This window comes from Flavobacterium sp. ZT3R18 (genome assembly GCF_007097385.1).
In the GTDB taxonomy this organism is placed as follows: domain Bacteria; phylum Bacteroidota; class Bacteroidia; order Flavobacteriales; family Flavobacteriaceae; genus Flavobacterium.
In genome coordinates this window covers 57,812-80,917 of sequence record NZ_VJZS01000016.1, presented here as the reverse complement: position 1 = coordinate 80,917, position 23,106 = coordinate 57,812, and the positions used below count along the sequence as shown (strand labels likewise).

The 23,106-nt window shown below is 34.7% G+C and carries 18 protein-coding genes and 1 pseudogene; 8 read left to right on the top strand and 11 right to left on the bottom strand.

The window, feature by feature from the left end:
• Nucleotides 1-802: 802 nt before the first annotated feature.
• Complete coding sequence (locus tag FNW52_RS15590; protein ID WP_143378357.1) at nucleotides 803-1,801, bottom strand: GntR family transcriptional regulator; 999 nt, start codon at nucleotides 1,799-1,801, stop codon at nucleotides 803-805.
• 234 nt (nucleotides 1,802-2,035) lie between these two features.
• On the opposite strand from FNW52_RS15590, the gene FNW52_RS15585 reads away from it, so the two are divergent.
• The 6 genes from FNW52_RS15585 to FNW52_RS15560 all read left to right on the top strand — a co-directional run bounded on the left by FNW52_RS15585 (nucleotide 2,036) and on the right by FNW52_RS15560 (nucleotide 10,518).
• Nucleotides 2,036-3,085 (top strand): aldose epimerase family protein, encoded by a 1,050-nt coding sequence (locus FNW52_RS15585; protein WP_143378356.1) that lies wholly within the window; start codon nucleotides 2,036-2,038, stop codon nucleotides 3,083-3,085.
• 35 nt (nucleotides 3,086-3,120) lie between these two features.
• Nucleotides 3,121-5,319: an alpha-galactosidase gene (locus tag FNW52_RS15580; RefSeq protein ID WP_143378355.1), complete on the top strand. Its 2,199-nt coding sequence runs from the start codon at nucleotides 3,121-3,123 to the stop codon at nucleotides 5,317-5,319.
• A 219-nt stretch (nucleotides 5,320-5,538) separates the two neighbouring features.
• Nucleotides 5,539-6,711 carry a galactokinase gene (gene galK / locus FNW52_RS15575; RefSeq protein ID WP_143378354.1) on the top strand — a complete coding sequence of 391 codons (1,173 nt, stop codon included), beginning with the start codon at nucleotides 5,539-5,541 and terminating at the stop codon, nucleotides 6,709-6,711.
• The gene (locus FNW52_RS15570) at nucleotides 6,712-7,764 is read left to right on the top strand and encodes a UDP-glucose--hexose-1-phosphate uridylyltransferase (protein ID WP_143378353.1); all 1,053 of its coding nucleotides are present in this window, start codon (nucleotides 6,712-6,714) and stop codon (nucleotides 7,762-7,764) included.
• Nucleotides 7,761-8,777 carry a UDP-glucose 4-epimerase GalE gene (galE, locus tag FNW52_RS15565; RefSeq protein WP_143378352.1) on the top strand — a complete coding sequence of 339 codons (1,017 nt, stop codon included), beginning with the start codon at nucleotides 7,761-7,763 and terminating at the stop codon, nucleotides 8,775-8,777. Before FNW52_RS15570 ends, galE begins: the two co-directional genes overlap by 4 nt.
• Before the next feature lie 52 nt (nucleotides 8,778-8,829).
• A complete protein-coding gene (locus FNW52_RS15560; RefSeq protein ID WP_143378351.1) occupies nucleotides 8,830-10,518 on the top strand; it encodes a sodium/sugar symporter in 1,689 nt (562 codons plus the stop codon).
• Nucleotides 10,519-10,575: 57 nt separating this feature from the next.
• Here the strand turns inward: FNW52_RS15560 and FNW52_RS21325 are convergent.
• Nucleotides 10,576-10,680, bottom strand: a pseudogene (locus tag FNW52_RS21325) (LexA family protein); the annotation flags it as partial.
• Between the two features lie 350 nt (nucleotides 10,681-11,030).
• Between FNW52_RS21325 and FNW52_RS15550 the strand changes: the two are divergent.
• Nucleotides 11,031-12,446: an aminopeptidase P family protein gene (locus FNW52_RS15550; protein WP_143378350.1), complete on the top strand. Its 1,416-nt coding sequence runs from the start codon at nucleotides 11,031-11,033 to the stop codon at nucleotides 12,444-12,446.
• Between the two features lie 175 nt (nucleotides 12,447-12,621).
• Nucleotides 12,622-13,662, top strand: coding sequence for a M43 family zinc metalloprotease (locus FNW52_RS15545; RefSeq protein ID WP_143378349.1), 1,041 nt, complete (start codon nucleotides 12,622-12,624; stop codon nucleotides 13,660-13,662).
• A gap of 350 nt (nucleotides 13,663-14,012) precedes the next feature.
• Here the strand turns inward: FNW52_RS15545 and FNW52_RS15540 are convergent, their stop codons facing one another.
• The 9 genes from FNW52_RS15540 to nuoH all read right to left on the bottom strand — a co-directional run bounded on the left by FNW52_RS15540 (nucleotide 14,013) and on the right by nuoH (nucleotide 23,104).
• Complete coding sequence (locus tag FNW52_RS15540; RefSeq protein WP_143378348.1) at nucleotides 14,013-14,351, bottom strand: hypothetical protein; 339 nt, start codon at nucleotides 14,349-14,351, stop codon at nucleotides 14,013-14,015.
• 348 nt (nucleotides 14,352-14,699) lie between these two features.
• A complete protein-coding gene (locus tag FNW52_RS15535) occupies nucleotides 14,700-16,070 on the bottom strand; it encodes an NADH-quinone oxidoreductase subunit N (protein WP_143378347.1) in 1,371 nt (456 codons plus the stop codon).
• A gap of 192 nt (nucleotides 16,071-16,262) precedes the next feature.
• Nucleotides 16,263-17,702, bottom strand: coding sequence for a NuoM family protein (locus tag FNW52_RS15530; RefSeq protein ID WP_143378346.1), 1,440 nt, complete (start codon nucleotides 17,700-17,702; stop codon nucleotides 16,263-16,265).
• Nucleotides 17,703-17,710: 8 nt separating this feature from the next.
• The gene (gene nuoL, locus FNW52_RS15525) at nucleotides 17,711-19,600 is read right to left on the bottom strand and encodes an NADH-quinone oxidoreductase subunit L (RefSeq protein WP_143378345.1); all 1,890 of its coding nucleotides are present in this window, start codon (nucleotides 19,598-19,600) and stop codon (nucleotides 17,711-17,713) included.
• Between the two features lie 6 nt (nucleotides 19,601-19,606).
• Nucleotides 19,607-19,927, bottom strand: a complete 321-nt coding sequence (gene nuoK / locus FNW52_RS15520; protein WP_116763998.1) for an NADH-quinone oxidoreductase subunit NuoK — start codon at nucleotides 19,925-19,927, stop codon at nucleotides 19,607-19,609.
• Nucleotides 19,927-20,436 carry an NADH-quinone oxidoreductase subunit J gene (locus FNW52_RS15515; protein WP_116763997.1) on the bottom strand — a complete coding sequence of 170 codons (510 nt, stop codon included), beginning with the start codon at nucleotides 20,434-20,436 and terminating at the stop codon, nucleotides 19,927-19,929. Before FNW52_RS15515 ends, nuoK begins: the two co-directional genes overlap by 1 nt.
• Nucleotides 20,436-20,981, bottom strand: a complete 546-nt coding sequence (locus tag FNW52_RS15510) for an NADH-quinone oxidoreductase subunit I (protein WP_143378344.1) — start codon at nucleotides 20,979-20,981, stop codon at nucleotides 20,436-20,438. Before FNW52_RS15510 ends, FNW52_RS15515 begins: the two co-directional genes overlap by 1 nt.
• Before the next feature lie 201 nt (nucleotides 20,982-21,182).
• On the bottom strand, nucleotides 21,183-21,704 hold the full coding sequence (locus FNW52_RS15505) for an ORF6N domain-containing protein (protein WP_143378343.1): 522 nt from the start codon (nucleotides 21,702-21,704) through the stop codon (nucleotides 21,183-21,185).
• Nucleotides 21,705-22,051: 347 nt separating this feature from the next.
• On the bottom strand, nucleotides 22,052-23,104 hold the full coding sequence (gene nuoH, locus FNW52_RS15500) for an NADH-quinone oxidoreductase subunit NuoH (RefSeq protein WP_143378342.1): 1,053 nt from the start codon (nucleotides 23,102-23,104) through the stop codon (nucleotides 22,052-22,054).
• Nucleotides 23,105-23,106: the final 2 nt, after the last annotated feature.

The following is a 23,106-nucleotide window of genomic DNA, read 5'->3' as shown; positions in this document are numbered from 1 at the left end:
TGAATATAAACTACGGGGATGAAAATCATCATTTATGCTGAAATATGCTGAATTTTTTAGAGTTAAGAATAGAGATTTTGTACTTAATGCTAGGAATAAAAGAGGGTGGTTTTGTTTATTCGGTTTTTAGAGTATATTGAAGAAAAAATATGGGAATGGCAATAAAACAAAGACAATTTTCGATGTGCCAAATGCTATATTTTACATATGTATTTTGTAATTCATTCCTGAAAAAATGGATAAAACATGAAGATTTGGTAGTTATTTTTGTGTGTTATTGTATTAAAAATCATTGCTCTATAAAAGCTTTTAAGTGGGTAATATAGTATCATTAATTATTATTGTTAAAGCTTTGTTATTGTCTAGAATATTTAGGCGTTTAAAACCATACCAGTAAATGAATTAGATTTTGGTGTAAGACTAAGCTTGTTTAAATTTAAATCTACTTTACGGTTAGTCTAATTTTTTACGATTAATTATAAGGATGTTACAAAAAAACACATACTTTTAGAGTGTATTAATTTTGAAATGGATTATTTTTTTGTTTAAAAAAAGAGATTAATGCGAATCAAGGGTTGAAAATCTGTTTTTGTGCCGTTAGGGACTAAATATTGGTAGTGAATTAAATTAGCAATAAGCACATGTCCCGTAGGGACTATACATTTAGTGCAATTAGATATGAAAAGAGATTGTTTAGTCCCTAACGGGACAAAAAATGCGGGTGAAATTATTTTTCTACCAATGTTTAGTGCCTAACGGCACATTTGAACTCTTGATTCGCATGATCAACAGTTTTTATCTGCTACAGTGAATTTCTAATGATCAAAGTGCATTTGTTTTCTATTTGCTCCTTTTTGCCATTTAGAATCATTTCGGCCAATATTCTTCCCATCGCCTCAAAATCGGTTGAAATGGTGGTAATGCCGTTTCCTACAATCTTTTTGAGAACAGTTTCATTGTATGAAATAATTCCAAAATCTTCACTCAATTTTAAATTTTGGAGTTTTGATTGCTCTATGATATCGACCAAGTCCCTATCATTGGGAATAATATAAGTTTCTCCCGTCTTGATTTCTCTACCTTTAAATTTTGTTATCACTTCATATTCGAAAGAATAATCATGGCAAAAATTCTCAAAACCCTTTTTCATTCCCACGGGTTCTCTGAAACCCGGAAAAATTAAAATTAGTTTTTTGTATTTGTTTAAATGGGATTTTCCCTTTAGCAAGGCATCATAAATGTCTTTCTTGTGATTTTGATATACAGCGGGATACGATTCTAGTTCCGAATTGGTTTGATCTAATATAAATACCTCATTCACTGGTAGGGTTTTTATAACTTCGGCAGTATTGGGTAAATTCGTAGGCATTATTATGTACTTCGTATAATTACCATTGCTTTCGGTTATTAATTTTTTGAACATCTCATAATTAAAGTGGTGGAAAAAAATATCGACTTGAACATTTTCGCCTATATTTTCCAGAAACGAATTATAGATGTCTTCTTTAAAGATATTCAATTCGTCAAACAATAAGAAGATCCTTTGTTTTATGGTGACTTCCAGACTTTTTATATAATAGCCTTTCCCAAGAATGGCATAAATGATGCCTCTCTTTTTTAGCTCTTCATAGGCCTGTAATACGGTGTCCCTTGACAAGGAAAAGGCAATACAGACTTTATTTATCGAAGGTAATTTTTCGTCTTTTTTTAATTTTTTCTCCTCGATGGCCTTTTCAACAGAATAAACAATCTGTTTGTATTTAGGTATTCCTAGGTTGTTTTGAATTGAGATGATTTTCATATGGAGATATTTATTATTTTTTTATAGGTCTCCCGATAGCTATCGGGAGTAATTGCTTCGCCTGTTCGCTATCGCTCGAGTCGCATATCATCATTGGTGTTTGCGACCAATTTACGGTCATGCTCATTTCATAAAACTGTATTTTTTTGCAAGATATAAAAAAAACTGGTAGGCACTGGTATGTTGATAAATAGGATTGTTCTATTTTTGGATTTCATTTTTCACAACTAAACAATGGAAATAAAAAAGATACCGCATTTTATTATGGATTTCGCATCAGAATTATTTGGGATAATGCCTAATGGCGCCGCTGTTTATTCTTGTGTATTGATCAATAGAAATGGAATGCAATTAAAGGTTATTAATTATGGGGCGACTATAACATCCTTAAAAATTCCTTTAGATAAAGATAAAATAGTTGATGTTGTTTTAGGATTTGACAATTTAGAGGGGTATCTAAAATCATTTGATTTAGAAAGCGCACCATATCTGGGTGCAACGATTGGTCGATTTGCGGGTCGCATCAATAATGGCACTTTTGAATTGAATGGAAAAATATTTGGTTTGAATATCAATAACAATATTCATTCTCTTCATGGCGGAAATTTGGGTTTCAGTAAAGTAGTTTGGGATATTAAGAGCATCAATCACGGAGATAATCCATCGATTACTTTAGTGTATTCCAGTCAAAATAATGATGAAAATTATCCAGGAGATTTATCGGTAGAACTAACCTATACTTTATCCGAAGAAAATGAATTGATTATTGAATACCATGCAACATCTACTGAAGATACAATTGTAAACCTAACCCATCACAGCTATTTTAATTTGGATGGACACTATTCAGATGTTTCTAACTTAGAAATGAGCATTAATTCTAAAGAAATTTTAGAAACGACAAATGAGAATATTCCAACTGGTAAGTTTTTAGATGTTGCTAATTCTTCTTTTGATTTTTTATCATTCAAAAAATGTCCAGCCAAAATCGATACTACTTTTATCTTGAACAAAGATAAAAAACTGGCAGCTTCGCTTTTTAGCGAAAAAAACAAGGTGAAAATGTCGGTTTATACAGATCAACCAGCCGTTCATATTTATGTGGGCGGTAATTGTGAAGCCATTAAAGGAAAAGAAAATATGCTTTACCATTCTTTAAGCGGTATTTGTTTTGAAACCCAAAATTTTCCTGACGCTCCCAATCACAAACATTTTCCGAGTTCGGTTCTAAAGAAGAACGCAATCTATGGGCAAAAAACCATATATAAATTTGAAATTTTTTAAATAAAACAACCACTTACTATTACTGACAAATTTCTATGAAAAAAATAATACTTCTATTGGCATTTACAACCTTGTTTTGTGAAGCTAATGCGCAAGATGGACAAATTCAGATTGAAACCCAAAGTACAGCTTTGATTTTAAAAGCAGGAAAGAATGGCTTGCTTTATCAAGCATATTTAGGAACAAAGCTTAAAGGTAATTATGGATACAATACACTTTCAAAGGAAAACACAAAATCATTTGTGATAAATGACGGAAACCCGTTGGTTAATTTAAGACACCAAGCGTATCCAACATATGGAACGGACAATTTATTTGAGTCGGCAATCCGAATGACTCATAATGATGGCAATCCATCTTTGGAATTAACTTATGTGAGTCATCGTACAGAAAAAATTGATGGTAACACCAGTGAAACGATTATAAAATTAAAAGATCCTGTATATCCGGTAGAAGTGACGCTTCATTATAAAGCTTTTTATAATGAAAACGTAATTGAGCAATGGACTGAAATTCAGCATCACGAAAAGAAACCCGTTATGCTCTACAATTATGCGTCTTCGATGTTGCATTTTGATGCCGATCAGTATTGGTTAACCCAATTTCATGGAGATTGGGCCAAGGAAGTTCGCATGCAGGAAAGCGAATTGACAAGTGGCACTAAGGTTATTGACTCGAAACTAGGAGTTCGTAACAATATGTATCAAACGCCAGTTTTCTTTCTGTCGCTTAATTCAAAAGCGGATGAAAATTCGGGAGAACTTGTAGCAGGAACTATTGCCTGGTCAGGGAATTTTAAACTCGCTTTCGAATTGGATAATAAGAACTCACTTCGAGTAACTTCTGGAATCAATCCATTTGCTTCCGAATACAGTCTTCAGCCTGGGAAAATATTTACCACGCCTTCGTTTATTTATACTTTTTCAAATAAAGGAAAAGGGCAGGCGAGTAGAAGCTTGCATTCATGGGCTAGAAAATACGGAATTAAAGATGGAGAAAAACCCCGCTTGACGTTATTAAATAATTGGGAAACGACCTTCTTCAACTTTGATGAAAAGAAATTGACAGACATGTTTACGGACTCAAAGACATTAGGAGTTGATATGTTTTTGTTGGATGACGGTTGGTTTGGCAACAAGTATCCTAGAAGCGGCGACAAATCAGGTTTGGGAGACTGGCAAGCTACCAAAACAAAATTGCCGAATGGTTTAGGTTTCTTGATGCAAGAAGCAGAGAAAACAGGGGTGAAATTCGGAATTTGGATCGAGCCGGAGATGGTAAATCCCAAAAGTGAATTATACGAGAAACATCCTGATTGGGTTTTGAAACTGCCTAATAGAGCGGAGAGTTATTACCGTACCCAATTGGTGTTGGACTTATGCAATCCAGAAGTGCAAGATTTTGTATTTAAAACCGTAGATGACATTATGCAAACCAATTCGGGTGTGGCCTTTTTTAAATGGGATTGTAACCGAATGATGACCAATGCTTATTCAACCTATCTAAAGAATCAACAATCACATTTGTTTATTGATTACACCAACGGTTTGTACAAAGTTTTAGACCGAATTAAAACAAAATATCCCAATCTGCCGATGATGCTTTGCTCAGGTGGAGGGGGTAGAACGGATTATGCATTTCTTAAGTATTTCACTGAGTTTTGGGCAAGTGACAATACAGATCCATTCAATCGTGTATTCATACAATGGGGGTATTCACAGTTTTTCCCAGCCTTTTCAATTTGTAATCACGTTACCTCTTGGGGTAATCAATCCATTAAATTCAAAACAGATGTGGCTATGATGGGTAAATTAGGGTTTGATATTAATGTGAGAGAACTTAAAGAAAAAGAATTGAAATATTGTCAGGATGCAGTTGCCAATTATAAGAGATTAAGCCCTGTAATTTGGCAAGGCGACATGTACCGACTTATTTCTCCTTATGAGGAAAGCCGTGCGGTATTGATGTATGTTAACGAGACCAAAAGTAAGGCGGTGTTATTCTCTTATACCCTTCATCCGCTTTACGACCCGCAGTACAATTCAGTTCGTTTTCAAGGTTTAGACCCTAATAAAACCTACAAAGTAGAGGAGATAAATGTAATGCCAGAAGGAAAGAAATATCTTGAAGAATCCGGGGAATCTTTTACGGGAGATTACTTGATGAATGTTGGTTTGCGAGTTTCTTCATCAAAGGTTGAAACGAGTGTAGTTCTAGAAATTACGGAAATATAGTTCGGTATATTTTAAACACACTTCAACATCGTTCAGTGCGGGTATAAGTTATATAAGTTCACTTTTTTTCTTGAATGAACTCATATCGTTTATAAGTTCATTTAAGCTTTCTTATATGACTTATATGGTTGAAAATTTATGCTGTTTATTTTAGAATACAGCCATAAAAAGCAAGAACTAATAGGGTTTTGCCGAGTATGCTGATTAAACTTAAAAAGAATGAATGATATATTAATAAAAAAAACGACTGCCTTTTTTGAAGAAGCTTTTGGTTCCTCGCCCGAAAAAACGGTGCTTTCCCCAGGGAGAATCAACATTATAGGCGAGCATATTGATTATAACGACGGCTATGTTTTGCCAGCTGCAATTGATAAAGTAATTTGTTTTGCTTTCGAGAAAAACAACTCCAAAAAATCGAGAATTATCGCCATCGATTTAGACGAAGAATTTGAAGTTGATTTGACTAAAGATATTCAATTAAGCGATGTCGTTTGGACGAATTATATTTTGGGGGTAATCAAGCAACTGCAAGATAATGGCTTTTTATTCGAAGGTTTCAATTGTGTTTTTAGCAGTAATATTCCTGTTGGTTCTGGATTGTCCTCTTCGGCAGCTCTGGAATGTGGAACCATTTTTGGAATCAAGGAACTCTTTAATCTTTCGATTCCCAAAGTGGATATTGCATTAATGGGACAAAAAGCCGAACATTGGGTGGGTATCAATTGTGGTATCATGGATCAGTTTTCTAGCGTTCATGGATTAACAGATAAAGTGATCAAATTAGACTGTAACACTTTAGAATTTGAATATCATAATGCTGATTTTAAAGATTATTCTTTGGTTTTGTTTGATAGTAATGTAAAACATTCTCTTTTTACCTCTGAATATAATACGAGAAGAGTGGAGTGCGAGGAAGGACTTTCGATCATCAAAACTCATTTCCCAGAAGTACAAAGTTTCAGAGATTGTACCGAAGAACAGCTTTTGAGTATTCAAGATAAAATGAGTGATACTATTTTTAAAAGAGTCCATTTTGTGGTAAAAGAAATCAATCGTGTTACACAAGCTTGCAAGGCTTTGGATAACGGAAATATTGAATATTTAGGGCAATTGCTTTTTGAAACGCACGATGGTTTATCAAAAGAATACGAAGTAAGTTGTGTCGAATTAGACTTTTTAGTAGCGTTGGCGAAAAATGAAGAAACCGTAATTGGTTCCCGATTAATGGGTGGTGGTTTTGGTGGTTGTACCATTAATTTAATTAAAAAAGGAAATGAAGAAGCTGTTAAAGAAAAATTTGCAGCACTTTATTTTGATGAATTGGGAATAGAATTAAAAATTTATGATGTAAAAATCGGAAACGGAACATCACTTTATAACAACCAGAATTAAATGAAAAATTTTGACATCAACGAAGATCCACACAGACGTTTTAACCCGTTAATCAACGAATGGGTTTTGGTTTCGCCACATCGTGCCAAACGTCCTTGGCAAGGTCAGAACGAAACTATTTCTGTCGAAAAATTACCAGAATATGATCCAACTTGTTATTTGTGCCCAGGAAATGTTCGTGCCAATGGAATGAACAATCCAGACTACGAAAGTTCTTTTGTTTTCGAAAATGATTTTGCCGCCATGAAGCAAGACGAAATAGCATTTGAAGACGACATCAAACAAACTTTTTTTAAGGCACAACCCGAAAGAGGAATTTCTAGAGTGGTTTGCTTTTCGCCAAGACACGACCTTACATTACCAGAAATGGAAGTTGATGGGATTGAAAATATTATTCGAACTTGGCAAAAAGAATATACTGATTTAGGCAAAATTGATTATATCAATCACGTTCAGATTTTTGAAAACAAAGGAAGTGTCATGGGGTGCAGTAATCCACATCCGCACGGACAAATCTGGGCGCAATCGTCCTTGCCAACCGAAGTCGAAAAAACGCAACACAATCTAAAAGAATATTTCGAAAAAAACGGAAGTAATCTGTTACAGGATTATCTTCAAGCCGAATTAAAAAAAAGCGAACGCATTGTAATCGAAAATGAACATTTTGCCGCATTGGTTCCGTTTTGGGCGATTTGGCCATACGAAACCATGATTATTAGCAAAAGACATATTACTAAAATTACCGATTTTACGACGAATGAAGTGACTGCATTCGCAACCATTTTGAAACAGTTGACAACGAAATACGATAATCTTTTTAGTACGTCTTTCCCTTATTCGTCAGGAATTCATCAAGCCCCTACCGATGGAGAGGAACATACAGAATGGCAATTTCACATGCATTTTTACCCGCCTTTATTGCGTTCGGCAACGGTCAAAAAATTTATGGTTGGTTACGAAATGATGGGAGAAGCACAAAGGGATATTACAGCAGAGAAAAGTGCGACATTATTAAAAGAACAATCGGATATTCATTATAAAAAGAAATTATGAAAATTTTAGTTACAGGCGGTTTAGGTTTTATTGGTTCTCATACGGTAGTTGAGTTGCAAAACGAAGGTTTTGAAGTTGTAATTATCGATAATCTTTCTAATTCATCCGAAGAAGTTCTAAAAGGAATAGTGGCTATAACAGGTAAAACACCTGTTTTTGAAAAGCTAGATTTGAGGGAGAAAACATCGGTTCAAGATTTTTTCAAAAGGCATACTGATGTTGCCAGTATCATTCATTTTGCTGCCTCAAAAGCAGTGGGAGAAAGTGTAGAGAAACCCTTACTGTATTATGAAAACAACATTAATACCTTAATCTATCTGCTTCAGGAGTTGGAGCAAAAACCAGAGGCTCATTTTATTTTTAGCTCTTCTTGTACGGTTTATGGACAAGCTGAAACAATGCCAATTAACGAAAATGCACCGATTAAGCCAGCCATGTCGCCGTATGGAAATACAAAGCAAATTGGCGAAGAAATCATAACTGATGTGGCCAAAGTAAGCAATATAAATGCTATTTTGCTTCGCTATTTTAATCCGATTGGTTCACATCCATCAGCTGAAATAGGAGAATTACCTATTGGAGTGCCCCAAAACTTAGTGCCGTTTATTACTCAAACGGCAATTGGTTTGCGAAAAGAACTGTCGGTTTACGGAGGAGATTACCCAACAAATGATGGGACTTGCATACGGGATTACATTCATGTTGTCGATTTGGCTAAGGCGCATGTGGTTGCTTTGCAACGATTATTAAACTGCCAAAATGTAGACAAAATAGAAACGTTTAATCTTGGGACAGGTACGGGAAGTTCGGTTTTGGAAGTTATTAATGCTTTCGAAAAAGTAAGCGAACAAAAATTAGCCTATAAAATTGTCGATAGAAGAGAGGGAGACATCACTTCGGCTTTTGCCAATACAGACAAAGCGAGCAATATTCTCGGTTGGAAAACACAATCAACTTTAGAAGAAGCCATAGCTAGTGCATGGAAATGGGAGCAGAAGGTTAGGAATGTATAATGATGTTAAACAGTTAGAATAATTTAAAAATTAACCAAAAAAGAATAAACCAATGAAAACATTGCAATTGTATGATTACCTAGTTTTTTTAATCTATTTTTTTATAGTGGCAGGATACGGGTATTCGGTTTATAGACGAAAGAAAAGTGCTAATTTAACCGCTTCCCACGACTATTTTTTGGCCGAGGGGTCTTTGACTTGGTGGGCAATAGGAACCTCATTGATAGCCTCAAACATTTCTTCTGAACAGTTTATAGCGATGTCCGGAAATGGTTTCAAAATGGGACTTGCCATCGCAACCTACGAGTGGATGGCCGCTGCTACACTGATAATTGTTGCTGTTTTTTTTATTCCAGTTTACTTAAAGAATAAAATTTATACCATGCCTCAGTTTTTGAGCGAAAGATACAATGGAAACGTTGCTATGATTATGGCTGTTTTTTGGTTGTTGCTCTATGTAATTGTAAACTTAACTTCTATCCTTTATTTGGGAGCATTGGCCATTAATGGGATTTCTGGTATTCAGGTTGATCTATGCATGTACGGATTAGCATTTTTTGCCATTGTAATTGCCCTTGGTGGAATGAAAGTAATTGGGTACACTGATGTTATTCAGGTTGTGTTTTTGATTTTCGGAGGTTTGGTGACCACTTATTTAGCCTTAGACAAGGTAGCCGAATTAAACGGACAAAGCGGAATGGTAAGTGGGTTTAACTATATGATGAGTCAATCGGGAGATCATTTTCACATGATATTCAAAAAAGACAACGCAAATTTTCCTAGTTTACCAGGATTAACGGTATTGTTTGGTGGTATGTGGATTGTGAATTTAAATTATTGGGGTTGTAATCAATATATTACTCAAAGGGCTTTGGGTGCCGACTTAAAAACGGCGCGTAGCGGAATTTTATTTGCTGCTTTCTTAAAATTATTAATGCCAGTGATTGTCGTTTTGCCTGGTATTGCTGCTTATGTGATTCACATGAAAGGGGGACTACAGACGGAATTGTTGGGAGCGGATGGTGTTTTGAACCCAGATAGAGCTTATCCTGTATTACTGAATTTGTTGCCAGTTGGATTAAAAGGACTTTCTTTTGCGGCATTAACCGCGGCAGTTGTTGCGTCTTTGGCAGGAAAAGTAAATAGTATTGCGACCATTTTTACTTTGGATATTTTCAAGAAAAAAATTCAAGTTGACGCCAGTGAAAAGAAAATGGTACAAGTAGGGAAAATAACCGTTGTTGCGGCGATGTTAATTGCGGTGATAATCGCTCCGTTTTTAGGAATTGATAAAAAAGGGGGTTTCGAGTTTATTCAGGAGTACACTGGATTTGTGAGCCCTGGTATTTTTGCAATGTTTATTCTGGGGTTCTTCTGGAAAAAGACTAGTTCAAATGCAGCAATGTTTGCTACAATTGGAGGTTTTGTATTATCGGTAATTTTTAAATTCTTGCCTAGAGTAATGAATTTAGAATTCTTGAATAGCACCGGATTTGCTGTTTTGGTAGAGCAAAAAGATAAAACATTGGCTTATGAAATTCCTTTTATAGACAGAATGGGGTTTGTATTCGGGATATGTGTTTTGTTAATGATTGTCATTAGTTTAATAGACAACAAAAGAGGAGTTGTTGTAAAAGGATTAGAAGTTGACACTAAAATGTTTAAGGTCAACAACGGTTTTGCCGTAGGTTGTATGATTATAGGCGGGATTCTAGTGGCACTATATTCAATTTTTTGGTAAGAGATAATTTTGTTAGTTAAAATTATTTTATAAGTGTAAAGCGGATTTATTTCTGCTTTACACTTTTTTTATAACGTACGTCACAATTCCCCAAATGATTAATTCATTTTCTTCTGTCACCTTTATGGGTTGATAATTTGAGTTTTCCGGCATTAGATAAAGAAATTAGATTCAATTTTGATCCTGAATTCGTGTTAATTCTTGAATCCCGATAACCATCGGGACGTGTAGAATTTTTGTTAGGCTGAATAGTTACCACTGTTTTTGTTTTAGGTTTTTATTGGGAATCTGATTTTTAAGAATAAGCCTTTGTTTGTATTTGAGCCTATATTTCACTAGTTTCAGATAATTTTATATTGATTTTTATTGATTGGTTGTTCTAAATTTGACTTTTACTTTATGGTTTTTTTGAAAGGAAAACTATTTTTCCTGTTGAAGAGACCGTGTTTTAGACAAAAAGATAAAAATGTTATCCGTAAAGTGCGGATTACAGTAATTATAAAAAAGATAGGATGCAATTTAGATTATTTGAAAAATCAGTTTACGTAAACAGACGTTCCGTTTTAAAAAAAAATGTTGGTTCAGGTTTGATCGTTTTAATGGGGAATGAGGAAAGTAGTATGAACTACGAACACAATTGGTACCCATACATGCAAGACAGCAACTTTCTTTATTATTTCGGGTTAAACACTACGGGACTTGTTGCTGTTATTGATATTGAAAGCGGAGAGGAAATTATTTTCGGTAACGAACTAACGATTGACGATATCGTCTGGACAGGATCTTTGCCTTCCATTAGTGAAATGGCGCTAGAAGTTGGTGTAACGGTTACTCGCCCTTATAATGCTATCGAACAGAAGATAAAATCAGCTTTGGCTTTAGGCAGAAAAGTACATATTCTTCCTCCTTATAGACCTGAGAACAAAATCAAATTATCAGAATGGTTTGGCGTACCAATTCGTGGTTTAGCGGAATTGGTTTCGGTTACTTTGATTAAGGCAATCGTAAGTCAGCGTTCCTATAAAGAAGCTCGTGAAGTTGCCGAAATGCATCAGGCGACATTGACTAGCGGAAAAATGCATTTGGCTGCTATGCGTTATGCAAAACCCGGGATGAAAGAATATGAGGTTATGGCCAAAGTAAAAGAAGTGGCGTATGCGAATAATAGCGCTATTTCATTCAATCCCATAGTTACCATACATGGGGAAACGTTGCATAATTTGTACAGTGGCAACACCATTCGTGAAGGACAAATGATTTTATGCGACGCGGGTGCCAGCAATGATATGAATTATGCGGGAGATCTTACGTGTACTTTTCCAGTAGGCGAAAAATTTACTTCCAAGCAAAGAGAGGTGTACGAGATAGTATTGAACTCCCATAATGCCGCAATTGACATGTTGAAGCCAGGCGTACTTTATAAAGACGTCTATCTAACCGCTTGCCTAAAAATAGTAGAGGGAATGCAGTCGCTTGGTTTGATGAAAGGGAATGCTCAAGACGCTGTTGCTGCAGGAGCTCATGCTTTGTTTTTTCAATGCGGGCTGGGTCACATGATAGGCTTAGACGTGCATGACATGGAAGATTTAGGTGAACAATATGTTGGTTATACCGATACTTTGAAAAAAAGTACTCAGTTTGGTATGAAATCATTGCGTTTGGGACGTACTCTTGAACCTGGATTTACCTTAACGGTAGAACCCGGAATTTATATGATTCCACAACTTATGGATCAATGGAAAGCAGAGAATAAGTTTGTCGAATTTATCAATTATGATGCTCTAGATGGATACCGTGATTTTAGCGGTATTCGTGTCGAAGAAGATTTCTTAATCACAGAAGATGGATATCAACAAATCGGAGAGCGTTTACCGATAACTGTTGATGAAGTAGAAGCGGTTAGAACGGAATGTTTCGAAACAGTTTAGTTGGATGAAAGTGGATGTATTATTTTTTATAGGCATCCTTTTTTATTTTTGGGGAGTGAGTTGTATTTGTTTTCAAGTATTAATTTAGGCTCGTTATGTGAGTATGTTTTTCAATGTTTATTATACTATTCTAATTTTTGAATATTTTTTATTAACTACCAAAAACCACAAAAAAATGAAAAAAATCCTTTTTTATTCGGTCCTTGCGCTTATGGCTTTAAGCTGTGAGCAAGAAAAGGCGTCCTCTAATCTCGAAGCGGGAAATGACCAGCCTAGCGGTAAATGTCTTTCTGATGAAATGATGACGCAGTATTATGCTAAAAATCCCGTGGCTCTTGCACAAATGCAAAGTTTTGATGTTTTTACACAAAATCGAATCAAGAGACTTTCTACCAGTAAGGCTCTTGCAGGGAGCTATGCGATACCTGTTGTCTTTCATGTTTATGGGACTGACTTTGCAGGTAAAACGGTAAATGACCAAACTATTATAACAGCATTGCAAAAAGTGAATGATGATTTTCACGGGCTAAATCCGGATTACGGTTCTGTTGATCCATTCTTTCAGGCTATCCGTTCCACATTCAATGTTACTTTTAAATTAGCCCAAAAGGATCCAAATGGAAATCCTACGACAGGGATTATTTACCATCCTAATGCTAAGGGTTTTGGTGGCACAAAGCCAACTGCCATAAAAGCAATTCAGGCTGATGCATGGGATAATTACAAATACTGTAATGTATATATTCAATTGGATTTATATGCAAACAATCAACTGAACAATTCTGGGGTTGCCTGGTATCCGGACAAGGCTATGTCTGATAGTAAAATTGCCCGTATAGTTTATAACGGAAGATATTTATATGGCAATACTGATCCTGAATTTGCATCAACACTTTCCCACGAATTTGGACATTGGTTAAATTTAATTCACTCTTTCCAAGATGGATGTTCTGTAGGTAATGAAAGTTTATGTTCAACTACAGGAGACAAAGTTTGTGATACACCTCAAGCCACAAGTGCCGATAATTGTTCTACTCAAACCAATTGCGCAGCGAAACGCGTGAATGTTGAAAATTATATGGGCTATGCCGGTGCTGGAGGTTGTTATAAAATGTTTACTGTAGGGCAATCCAATCGCATGGATGCAGCGATGCAACATGTGGCAAGACAAACTATTTGGCAATCATCTAACCTTACTGTGACTGGCATTCAGTGATTTTTAATTTAAGTTAGAATAGTGTATAAAAAAAAGAGGTTGTTTTAAATTTTTGAAACAACCTCTTTTTAGATAGTATCTAGGAAGTTAAAGAATGTTTGCTTGTAGGATGCTTTGGTTATTAGAGAGGAAATAGTATAAATATAAAAGTCTATCTCAAAATTTTGAGATAGACTTTTTTTATTTGTCTAAATGGTATGCTTCTTTGTTCAACTTGCAGCAAGCAATCTATTCTCTGGATTAGATGCTAGTTGGGCAATAGTGTAAATTTAATTTTTTGAGCAAATAAATAATTTGTTTGTAACGGTTGTTTTTAGTTACAGAACTGTATTTGCTTTTTTTAATTTAGCTTACACAACTTCCGCATTCTTTGCAACGTCTGGTCCCATTTCTTTACTAGTTATTGACTGTACTACATAGGCATAAGGACCGTTTGAAGGCTTTTCTGCAATGTATGCACAATACCAATTTGTTCCCCACGGTAAACCAGTGTTCCAGTTATGATTATTTTGATCATCCCATGACCATTTTTTAGTATCATCCTGTGGATTTGTAGGGAAGTGCTCTGTGTCGTAAACGTGAATTTGCCCTTGTTGAGCTCTAAAAGGAGCATTGGTACTCCATTTTATCCACAGATTTCCTTGTGCTTCATATGGTTCTAATGTCCATTTAAATGTAGCTGTTGCCATAATTTTTAGGTTTTAATTTTTCTTACTCTATTTGTTATTAGGATTTTCAGATTACTCCATTTTGTAAATGCATTTGTTTTAAAAAATAAATGTCAAACAAATTTAGTAAGTGAATTTCTATTTTTAGCGAGTATATCTACTTGTTTTTTTTTATCTAGATTTTATACTTTCCGTACTGTTTTTTACGTGAGTGAATATTTAGATTTAATAATTGATACCGTTTAGTATTCCAAATTAGGCAAGAAAAACAGCTAAAATGAAATATACAACGGCATAAATACAGAGAAACCCATCAATTTTGATCGCAATCAAAATTGATGGGTTTCTGTATATAAGAGTTTTGTGCTTTTATGCCAATAAATCCAATACCAATGAAGGAAACATTCCCAAAATGATATTCAAAACAATAGCTATTACAGCAACAGCATAAATTAAGAAAGGTTTTCCTTTACGTTCTTCGTTTGGCTCTTTGGTGTACATCGCCAAAATCAATTTAAAGTAGTAACCAACGCTTATGATGGAGTTGATAACAGCAAATATAACCACTACTAAATAACCCGCCTGAATTGTTTGACTGAACAAAACTAATTTGGCAAAGAAACCTGCAAAAATAGGTATACCTGCCATAGAAAGTAAAGAAGCAGTTAGGATAGCCGCCAACAATGGATTTGTTTTTCCCAATCCATGAAAGTTGACAATGTCTTCGTTTTCTTTGTTTTTACAAACGTATAAGATTACACTAAAAGCAGCGATACCAGCTAATGAATATGCAGTTGTATAGTACAACAAACTTCCAGCAGATGTTGATAAGCTTAATAATGTCATCAACATAAAACCAGCATGCGAGATTCCTGAAAAAGCCAACATACGTTTAACATTAGTCTGTCTTAATGCCATAATATTACCCACAGTCATAGAGGCAATTGAAATAACAACTATAACTATTTGAAAGGAATAATTAACATCAGCATGTAATGCCGTTAATAATTTGTATAAAGTGGCAATAGCAACAACTTTTGCTAAGGTACTCATTAATGCAGTTGTCAATGTAGGAGAACCTTCGTAAACATCGGGAGCCCAAAAGTGAAAAGGTACAGCGGCAATTTTAAATAACATTCCAATAGTAACCAATACAATTCCAATTGGGAACCAAATTGGTAACTCAGCAGATTGTGACATTTCACTAATTTCTACGATGTCAAATGATCCCATGGCACCATAAATCAAACAAATCCCAAAAAGGATAATTCCCGATGCAAATGATCCCATCAAGAAATATTTCATTCCCGCTTCGTTACTTTTTATATTCATTCGGCTGCTTGCTGCAAGAACATAAAGAGAAATAGATAGTACTTCGATTCCTAAAAAGAACATCGCTAGATTTCCAAAAGATACCATTGCAACAGCTCCTGATAAAAGGAATATTTTTATGGCAATAAAATCGGAAAGTTTGGATTGATGGTTTTCGTAGAAATTATGACTCAAGGCTACCAAGAACAAGGTAAGCACGATGAATAAAGAGGAAAAAGAAACCGAGAATTTGTTTACTATAATCATATTGTTATAGTAACTCGCAGGAGAATTAAATTCGGAAACCGTAAGACCCAGAATGGCCAATAAACCAATAATCGTTATTGGAATAATTGCTTTTCTGAAATCGAAAATTTCAAATATAAGGCATAAAACACCTAATCCTATTATAGCTATTAATGTTGTCATTTTTAAATTTTTGATTTAGGATTTTAGATTTTAGATTCAGCATTAATAATTTGCGACATCGTAAAGTTCGTATTTGCCTAATTTTTATTATATTTTTACTGTATTTAATTTTTTATAACTGAATGATTTGTTTTTAATGCGATGTAAAATCTCAAATCAAAAATCGTTAATCTTCATTCTAAAATCAAATTCTTAAACTCTGTTGATTACTTTTAAGATCTCTACAAGACTTGGTGTTATCAAATCATTGATTGGTTTTGGATACATCCCAAAAAAGAACAATACTGCTATAATGATTACCATGGTTAACCCCTCATTAAACGTAACGTCTTTAAATATTTTAGTATTGGTTTCACCAAGCATTACATGTTGAAACATTTTCAACATATAGTAAGCTCCTAAAATAATAGTAGTACCTCCCAAAACAGCGAACCAAACGTTAATTTGTGAAAGGCTGTATAAAACCGTGAATTCTCCAACAAAGTTAAAAGTAGTTGGTAAAGCCACAGAAGCCAATACCAAAAGCAAAAACATAGAAGTGAATTTTGGCGATTGTGAACGAATTCCGCCCATCTCCGCAATAACTCTAGTTTCGTATCTTCTAAAAATAATTTCAGCAGCAAAGAACAATCCTACTACCACAAATCCGTGAGCAATCATTTGCAAAACCGCTCCTCTAAAACCATCAAGAGTAAGAGTGTAGGTTCCAGCAGCGATTAATCCAACGTGAGCAAGGGAAGAATAAGCCAATAGTTTTTTCAAATCTTTTTGTCTCAAAGCCACTATAGAACCATAGATAACACCTGCAATTCCTATTCCGATGAATACAAACATATAGTCTTTGGCTGCTAATGGCGCAAGAGGTAATTGCCAACGAATAACGCTATACAATCCCATTTTTAACATAATACCTGACAAAAGCATGGTTCCAACAGTTGGTGCTTTTTGGTACACATTTGCTTGCCAAGTATGAAAAGGGATTAATGGAATCTTAATAGCATATGCTAAAAAGAAAGCAGTAAAAATCCATTTTTGTTCGGCTAGGGTTAAGTTTAGTTTGTATAAATCTTCAATTAAGAAGCTTCCCGCTTTTTGGTACAAATAAACAAATGCAATAAGCATGAATAAAGAACCGGCAAGGGTGTAGATAAAGAATTTAACCACAGCTTTTTTACGTTCTTCGGCATCTCCGTTACCCCAAATCAAGGCAATGAAATAAATTGGTATTAATGATAATTCCCAGAAGATGTAGTATAAAAGACCATCGCTGGCTAAAAATGTTCCTACCATGGCAAAAGACATAAACAAAATCAAGGCATAAAATGCTTTTGAGTTTTTATAGTCATTCCCGAAAGAAGAAAATATAATTATAGAAGTTAATGCTGTCGTCAATAAAAGCATTGCTATCGATATACCATCCGCTTTTAATGCAAATGAAACTTTAGGCAGTGTAATCCATTGGCTTATATAGCTGATGTTTTCACCCAAATTAAAATGATTCAACAAAACAATAGAGCAACCCAATGCCGCTAATCCAAAAAACAACGCCACTTTTGAAGCGAGTTTGTCACCAGCTAAATAAGTTGCAAATGCGCCAACTAAAAGGATGATTAATATGAGAGATACATTCATAGTATAAATTATTGAGCGAGAAATAAAAATGAAACAATGGCACACATGCCTAAAACAAAAGCAAATAGGTATAGTCCAACACTTCCATTCTGCAATTTTTTGCCTTGAAAACTAAGTTCACTGGTTACTTTTCCTAATCCAAAAACTAGGGATGAAATTCCTGTTTCTACATAGTCTCTAAAGAATCTTGATAAACCGTTTGTAGTGTTTACAAATAAGGCATCATAGATTTCGTCGACATAATATTTATTGTAAAGTACTTTTGAAAGTCCAGTTATCTGAGCATCTTCGGTTGGTACTGTATTTTGTTTGATGTATTTTCTATAAGCAATCAAAATTCCTAAGAAAGCGCCAATAACCGCAATTCCCATTAATGAATATTCTGTGAAACCTAAACCGTGTTCTTCTGTAGTTGCTTTCGCAAAAAGTGGAGCCAAATAGCCATTCAACCAATTGTATTCAGCGAAAGGCAAACTGATTAAACCTCCAATAGTTGCCAAAATAGCCAAAACAATCAAAGGGAAAGTGATTAAAGCTGGGCTTTCGTGTAAATGATGCTTTTGTTCTTCAGTTCCTCTAAAGTCATTATAGAAAGTTAAGAACATCAATCTAAACATATAGAAAGCGGTCATTACAGAAGCAATAGTTCCAATAAACCAAAGTGGAATATTATGTTTGAAAGCCACCATTAAAATCTCATCCTTAGAGAAAAATCCAGAAAAGAAAGGAACTCCAGAAATCGCTAGTGAAGCAATAAGCATAGTCCAAAACGTAATTGGCATCGCTTTTTTCAAACCGCCCATTTTACGCATGTCTTGTTCTCCATGCAAACCATGAATTACAGATCCTGATCCCAAGAATAAACAAGCTTTGAAGAAAGCGTGTGTGATTACGTGAAAAACAGCTACTTCATAAGCCCCTAATCCCAAAGCCAAAAACATTAATCCCAATTGAGAAACAGTAGAGTAGGCCAGCACTTTTTTAATATCATTTTGAAGCAAACCAATCGTTGCAGCAACCAATGCCGTTACAGCTCCTATTATGGCTATTATGTTTTGAACGTATGGTGTTAAGTCGAAGATAAAGTTCAATCGGGTAACCATAAAGATACCAGCAGTTACCATCGTAGCAGCGTGGATCAATGCCGAAACTGGCGTAGGTCCAGCCATCGCATCAGGTAGCCATGTATATAAAGGAATTTGTGCAGATTTTCCACAAGCCCCGATGAATAATGCAAAAGCAGCGATGCTCAACCAAAAAGTATCTAGATTTGTAGCTCCGGCAATTGCTGTTTTCAAAGTAGCAAAATCCAAAGTGGAGAACATACTACCAAGGATGAAAATCCCAATTAGCAAACCTAAATCTCCAATTCTGTTCATAATGAATGCCTTTTTTGCAGCATCATTAAAATCTTGGTTTTTATACCAAAATCCAATTAATAGGTAAGAACAAAGTCCAACACCTTCCCAACCAATGAACATTACCAATAAGTTGTTTCCAACTACAAGTGTGATCATAAAGAAGATAAAGAGATTCAAATAAGCAAAGAAAGAATGTACTTTCTCATCGTCATGCATATAACTGATAGAGTATAGATGAATCAAAGACCCAATACCTGTTACAAACATCAACCACAAAAGAGACAATTGGTCCAATAAGAATCCAAAGTTTACCTTGAAATTGCTAATTTGTATCCAATCAAATAAATCAATTTGAATAGGCTGTTTGGTTTGGTTGATTTGCAAGAAAAAGCAAATAGTAACCACAAATGAAACAACTACAGATAATGTTCCTATAATTCCCGAAAGGGACTTTCCTAAGTTTTTACCGAAAAAAACATTGATTAAAAATCCTAAAAAAGGAGCTAATACTAAGACTAAAGCTAAATTGGTATCCATTGCCATTTATCCTTTTAAGTTTTTTAAATTATCGATACTAATTGATCCTATGTTTCTAAATATCGATACTAATATTGCCAATCCTACAGCAACTTCAGCAGCGGCAACAGCCATCGAAAAGAATACAAATACTTGTCCTTGTGCATCCTGATGGTAGGTTGAGAATGCAACAAACAATAAGTTTACGGCATTCAACATAATTTCAATAGACATAAAAACAATAATGGCATTTCGTCTGTACAAAACTCCAAAAATACCGATACAAAAAAGCGTTACGCTTAGGAAGATATAGTTTTCTATACCTATCTGAGTTAAAATATTGTTCATTATTTTTCTAGTTTTTCTTTTTTAGACAATAATACCGCTCCAATCATGGCAACCAAAAGTAAGATAGAAGCAAATTCAAATGGAACCATATATTCGTTCAATAGTACTTTACCCAAAACTTTAATTGATTGGTAATCTTCACCGGTATAATCGTATTCTACAATAGGTTTAGAATCGATAAAGATTTTTATCAAAACCAAACAAACTAAACAAAAGGAAACGATCGCCCCCAATCTGGTAAATCTCGGTTTATGCACTTCATCTTGTTCGTTTAGATTCATCAACATGATCGTAAATAGAAACAAAATCATGATGGCTCCAGAATAAACAATGACGTGTACAATGGCCAAAAATTCAGCATTCAACAATAAATAATGTCCAGCTATTGAGAAAAAACAAATCACTAAATAAATAGCGCTGTGTATTGGGTTTCTACTAAAAATGGTTAAAAAGGCAGTAGATAAAGTGATGGCTGCCAATACGCAAAATATAATAAGTACTGTTGACATTAGTTATCGTTTTTAAGTTGAGCGTTTTTCATAGCCATTTCCAATGGCATAACTAGTTTGTCTTTTCCGAAAATAAAATCTTCTCTATCGTAACTAGATGGAACCAATTCTTTTGAAATCGTTAGGTAAATTGCGTCTTTTGGACAGGCTTCTTCACACAATCCACAGAAAATACAACGCAACATATTGATTTCATATATTTCGGCATATTTCTCTTCTCGGTATAAGAGCTCTTCACCAGGTTTGCGTTCCGCAGCCTTCATAGTGATGGCTTCGGCAGGACAGGATAGAGCACATAATCCACAGGCAGTACAATTTTCCCTGCCTAGTTCGTCACGTTTCAACATGTGTTGACCACGATAAACCGGACTCATTTCACGTACTTGTTCTGGGTATTGAATGGTCACTTTTCTTCTAAACAAATGCTTTAATGTGATCATCAAGCCTTTGAAAATTGCTACAAGATACAAGCGTTCCAAAAAAGTCATCTCTTTGTTGGAGACCACTTTTTTTCTTCCCGATAAGGATATGGTTTCTATACTCATTTTTTAGTCATTGCGAGGAACGAAACATTCGTATCCTCTATTTTAATCCCTTGTTTATAATTTTTTATTTGAAGCTATCCCGATAACTATCGGGACTGCTTATCCGCTGTATCTTTTATTTTTTAAAGGAAAAAATAAAAGGATGCCGCTTCTCCCGATAACTATCGGGACAGGGCTAGGGCATTCGGGAACTAATTAACTTTAGTTTTTATACCCAATTCTATTTCTTTCAATCTTATTGTCTTGTTTCTCCATCAACTCATCCAAATACGAAAAAACCAATTCTATGTTTTTGTCGTGATTCGTCAACTTCTTCTTTATTTCTTCAATTTCTAATTTTACACTCAAATTGTTATTTATAAACTCCCGCAAACTTACAAATATCTCTATTATTTTAATGCTCATTTGAGTGGCTCTTTCACTTTTTACCACATTAGACAATTGCAATATTCCATGTTCGGTAAAAACATACGGAAGAGAACCGCCAAGAGATTGTCTTGAAGGTATCGCATTTTGCGATACCATAATGTCCACTTCATTTTGATTTAATTGAAACATAAAGTGTTCTGGAAATTTTTCAATATTTCTATTTGCTGATTCCCTTAATCTAAAAGGCTTTACTTCGTAAAGTTCTGCCAAGTCTCTATCTAACATCACTTTTTGATTTCTGATTAAATAAATTTTATTAGAAATTATTTCGTCAGGAATGATGATTTTATCCATAATCACAAGTTTTTTAGCGCTTTATAATTTGTAATCTTTTACATAAGGTATCGCAATTTGCGATACCTTTAGTCGTGCTTTAAGATATGTTAGTTAGTCTGCTGTTTACTTGAAAGTTAGATATTAATTACGGGGTTGAATTTTAAACAAAAACCCTTTCTTTTTACTTTAAGGTATCACAATTTGTGATACCTTTTTTTTATTTGAAGTCGCAAATTGCGACTTCAAGATTTGAAATTCATTTTATTTGTTATTTCTAACTAGTCACAATTCGCGACCACCTCATATTTAGTAAGAATTCAAAAAAACAATATTCATTAACTTTTTCAACTTTAAAAAAGAAAAGACTAAAATCCTAAATAAGCTGCTATTTCACTTCTCAAAAGCACAATTCCAGTAATCATAATATTAACTATGGAAAGCGGAATTAGTATTCTCCAACCCAAATGCATTAATTGATCGTATCTAAATCTCGGAATAGTCCAACGAACCCACATGTATAGGAAAATGAAGCCACATAATTTTATAAACAAAGCCATCATTCCAATTACATTGGCAATATTTACACCCCAGTTTTCAACTGCCCATGCCATTCCTGGATAATTGTATCCTCCAAAGAATAAAACCGCAAGAATAGTAGAGGAGATAAACATATTCGCATATTCAGCAAACAAATAGAATCCCATTTTCATGGATGAATATTCCGTATGGTATCCACCAATTAATTCAGATTCACATTCCGCTAAGTCAAAAGGAGTTCGGTTTGTTTCTGCAAAAGCACAAATCAAAAAGATTAAAAAGGATAATGGTTGGTAAAAAACATTCCAATTCATCCCCGCTTGTTGTGCAGATATTTCTCTTAAACTCAAAGTACCGGTCATCATCAATAATGCAATTACAGACAATCCCATAGCCACTTCATAAGAAACCATTTGAGAAGCTGCTCTAATGGCGCCTAACAAAGAGAATTTATTGTTTGATGCCCATCCACCAATCATGATGCCGTAAACACCAAGTGAAATTACTCCGAAAACATACAATAAGGCAACGTCAATGTCAGTAGCCTGCAAAATAATATCTCTACCAAATAAATGTAATTTGTCTCCCCAAGGAATAACGGCACTGGTCATCAAAGCAGTACTCATGGCAATGGCAGGTCCTACTACAAATAAAAATTTATTAGGAGTATTTGGTTCAAATTCTTCTTTCGAAAATAATTTCAATCCATCGGCAAGAGGTTGAAATAAACCCCATGGTCCAGCTCTGTTAGGTCCAATTCTATCTTGTAGCCAAGCTGCCACTTTACGTTCTGCCCAGGTAGAATACATTGCCATTAACATCGTAAGAGCAAAAACAACTACGATAACAACACTTTTTTCTATAATAAATGCACTTTCCATTT

Coding starts and splice junctions, on each gene's coding strand:
- nuoK (WP_116763998.1), bottom strand. CDS start 19,927: ATGAACAATATTTTAACTCAGATAGGTATAGAAAACTATATCTTCCTA.
- FNW52_RS15550 (WP_143378350.1), top strand. CDS start 11,031: ATGCAATTTAGATTATTTGAAAAATCAGTTTACGTAAACAGACGTTCC.
- galE (WP_143378352.1), top strand. CDS start 7,761: ATGAAAATTTTAGTTACAGGCGGTTTAGGTTTTATTGGTTCTCATACG.
- nuoL (WP_143378345.1), bottom strand. CDS start 19,600: ATGGATACCAATTTAGCTTTAGTCTTAGTATTAGCTCCTTTTTTAGGA.
- galK (WP_143378354.1), top strand. CDS start 5,539: ATGAATGATATATTAATAAAAAAAACGACTGCCTTTTTTGAAGAAGCT.
- FNW52_RS15580 (WP_143378355.1), top strand. CDS start 3,121: ATGAAAAAAATAATACTTCTATTGGCATTTACAACCTTGTTTTGTGAA.
- FNW52_RS15590 (WP_143378357.1), bottom strand. CDS start 1,801: ATGAAAATCATCTCAATTCAAAACAACCTAGGAATACCTAAATACAAA.
- FNW52_RS15540 (WP_143378348.1), bottom strand. CDS start 14,351: ATGGCAACAGCTACATTTAAATGGACATTAGAACCATATGAAGCACAA.
- nuoH (WP_143378342.1), bottom strand. CDS start 23,104: ATGGAAAGTGCATTTATTATAGAAAAAAGTGTTGTTATCGTAGTTGTT.
- FNW52_RS15530 (WP_143378346.1), bottom strand. CDS start 17,702: ATGAATGTATCTCTCATATTAATCATCCTTTTAGTTGGCGCATTTGCA.
- FNW52_RS15510 (WP_143378344.1), bottom strand. CDS start 20,981: ATGAGTATAGAAACCATATCCTTATCGGGAAGAAAAAAAGTGGTCTCC.
- FNW52_RS15505 (WP_143378343.1), bottom strand. CDS start 21,704: ATGGATAAAATCATCATTCCTGACGAAATAATTTCTAATAAAATTTAT.
- FNW52_RS15545 (WP_143378349.1), top strand. CDS start 12,622: ATGAAAAAAATCCTTTTTTATTCGGTCCTTGCGCTTATGGCTTTAAGC.
- FNW52_RS15585 (WP_143378356.1), top strand. CDS start 2,036: ATGGAAATAAAAAAGATACCGCATTTTATTATGGATTTCGCATCAGAA.
- FNW52_RS15570 (WP_143378353.1), top strand. CDS start 6,712: ATGAAAAATTTTGACATCAACGAAGATCCACACAGACGTTTTAACCCG.
- FNW52_RS15515 (WP_116763997.1), bottom strand. CDS start 20,436: ATGTCAACAGTACTTATTATATTTTGCGTATTGGCAGCCATCACTTTA.
- FNW52_RS15560 (WP_143378351.1), top strand. CDS start 8,830: ATGAAAACATTGCAATTGTATGATTACCTAGTTTTTTTAATCTATTTT.
- FNW52_RS15535 (WP_143378347.1), bottom strand. CDS start 16,070: ATGACAACATTAATAGCTATAATAGGATTAGGTGTTTTATGCCTTATA.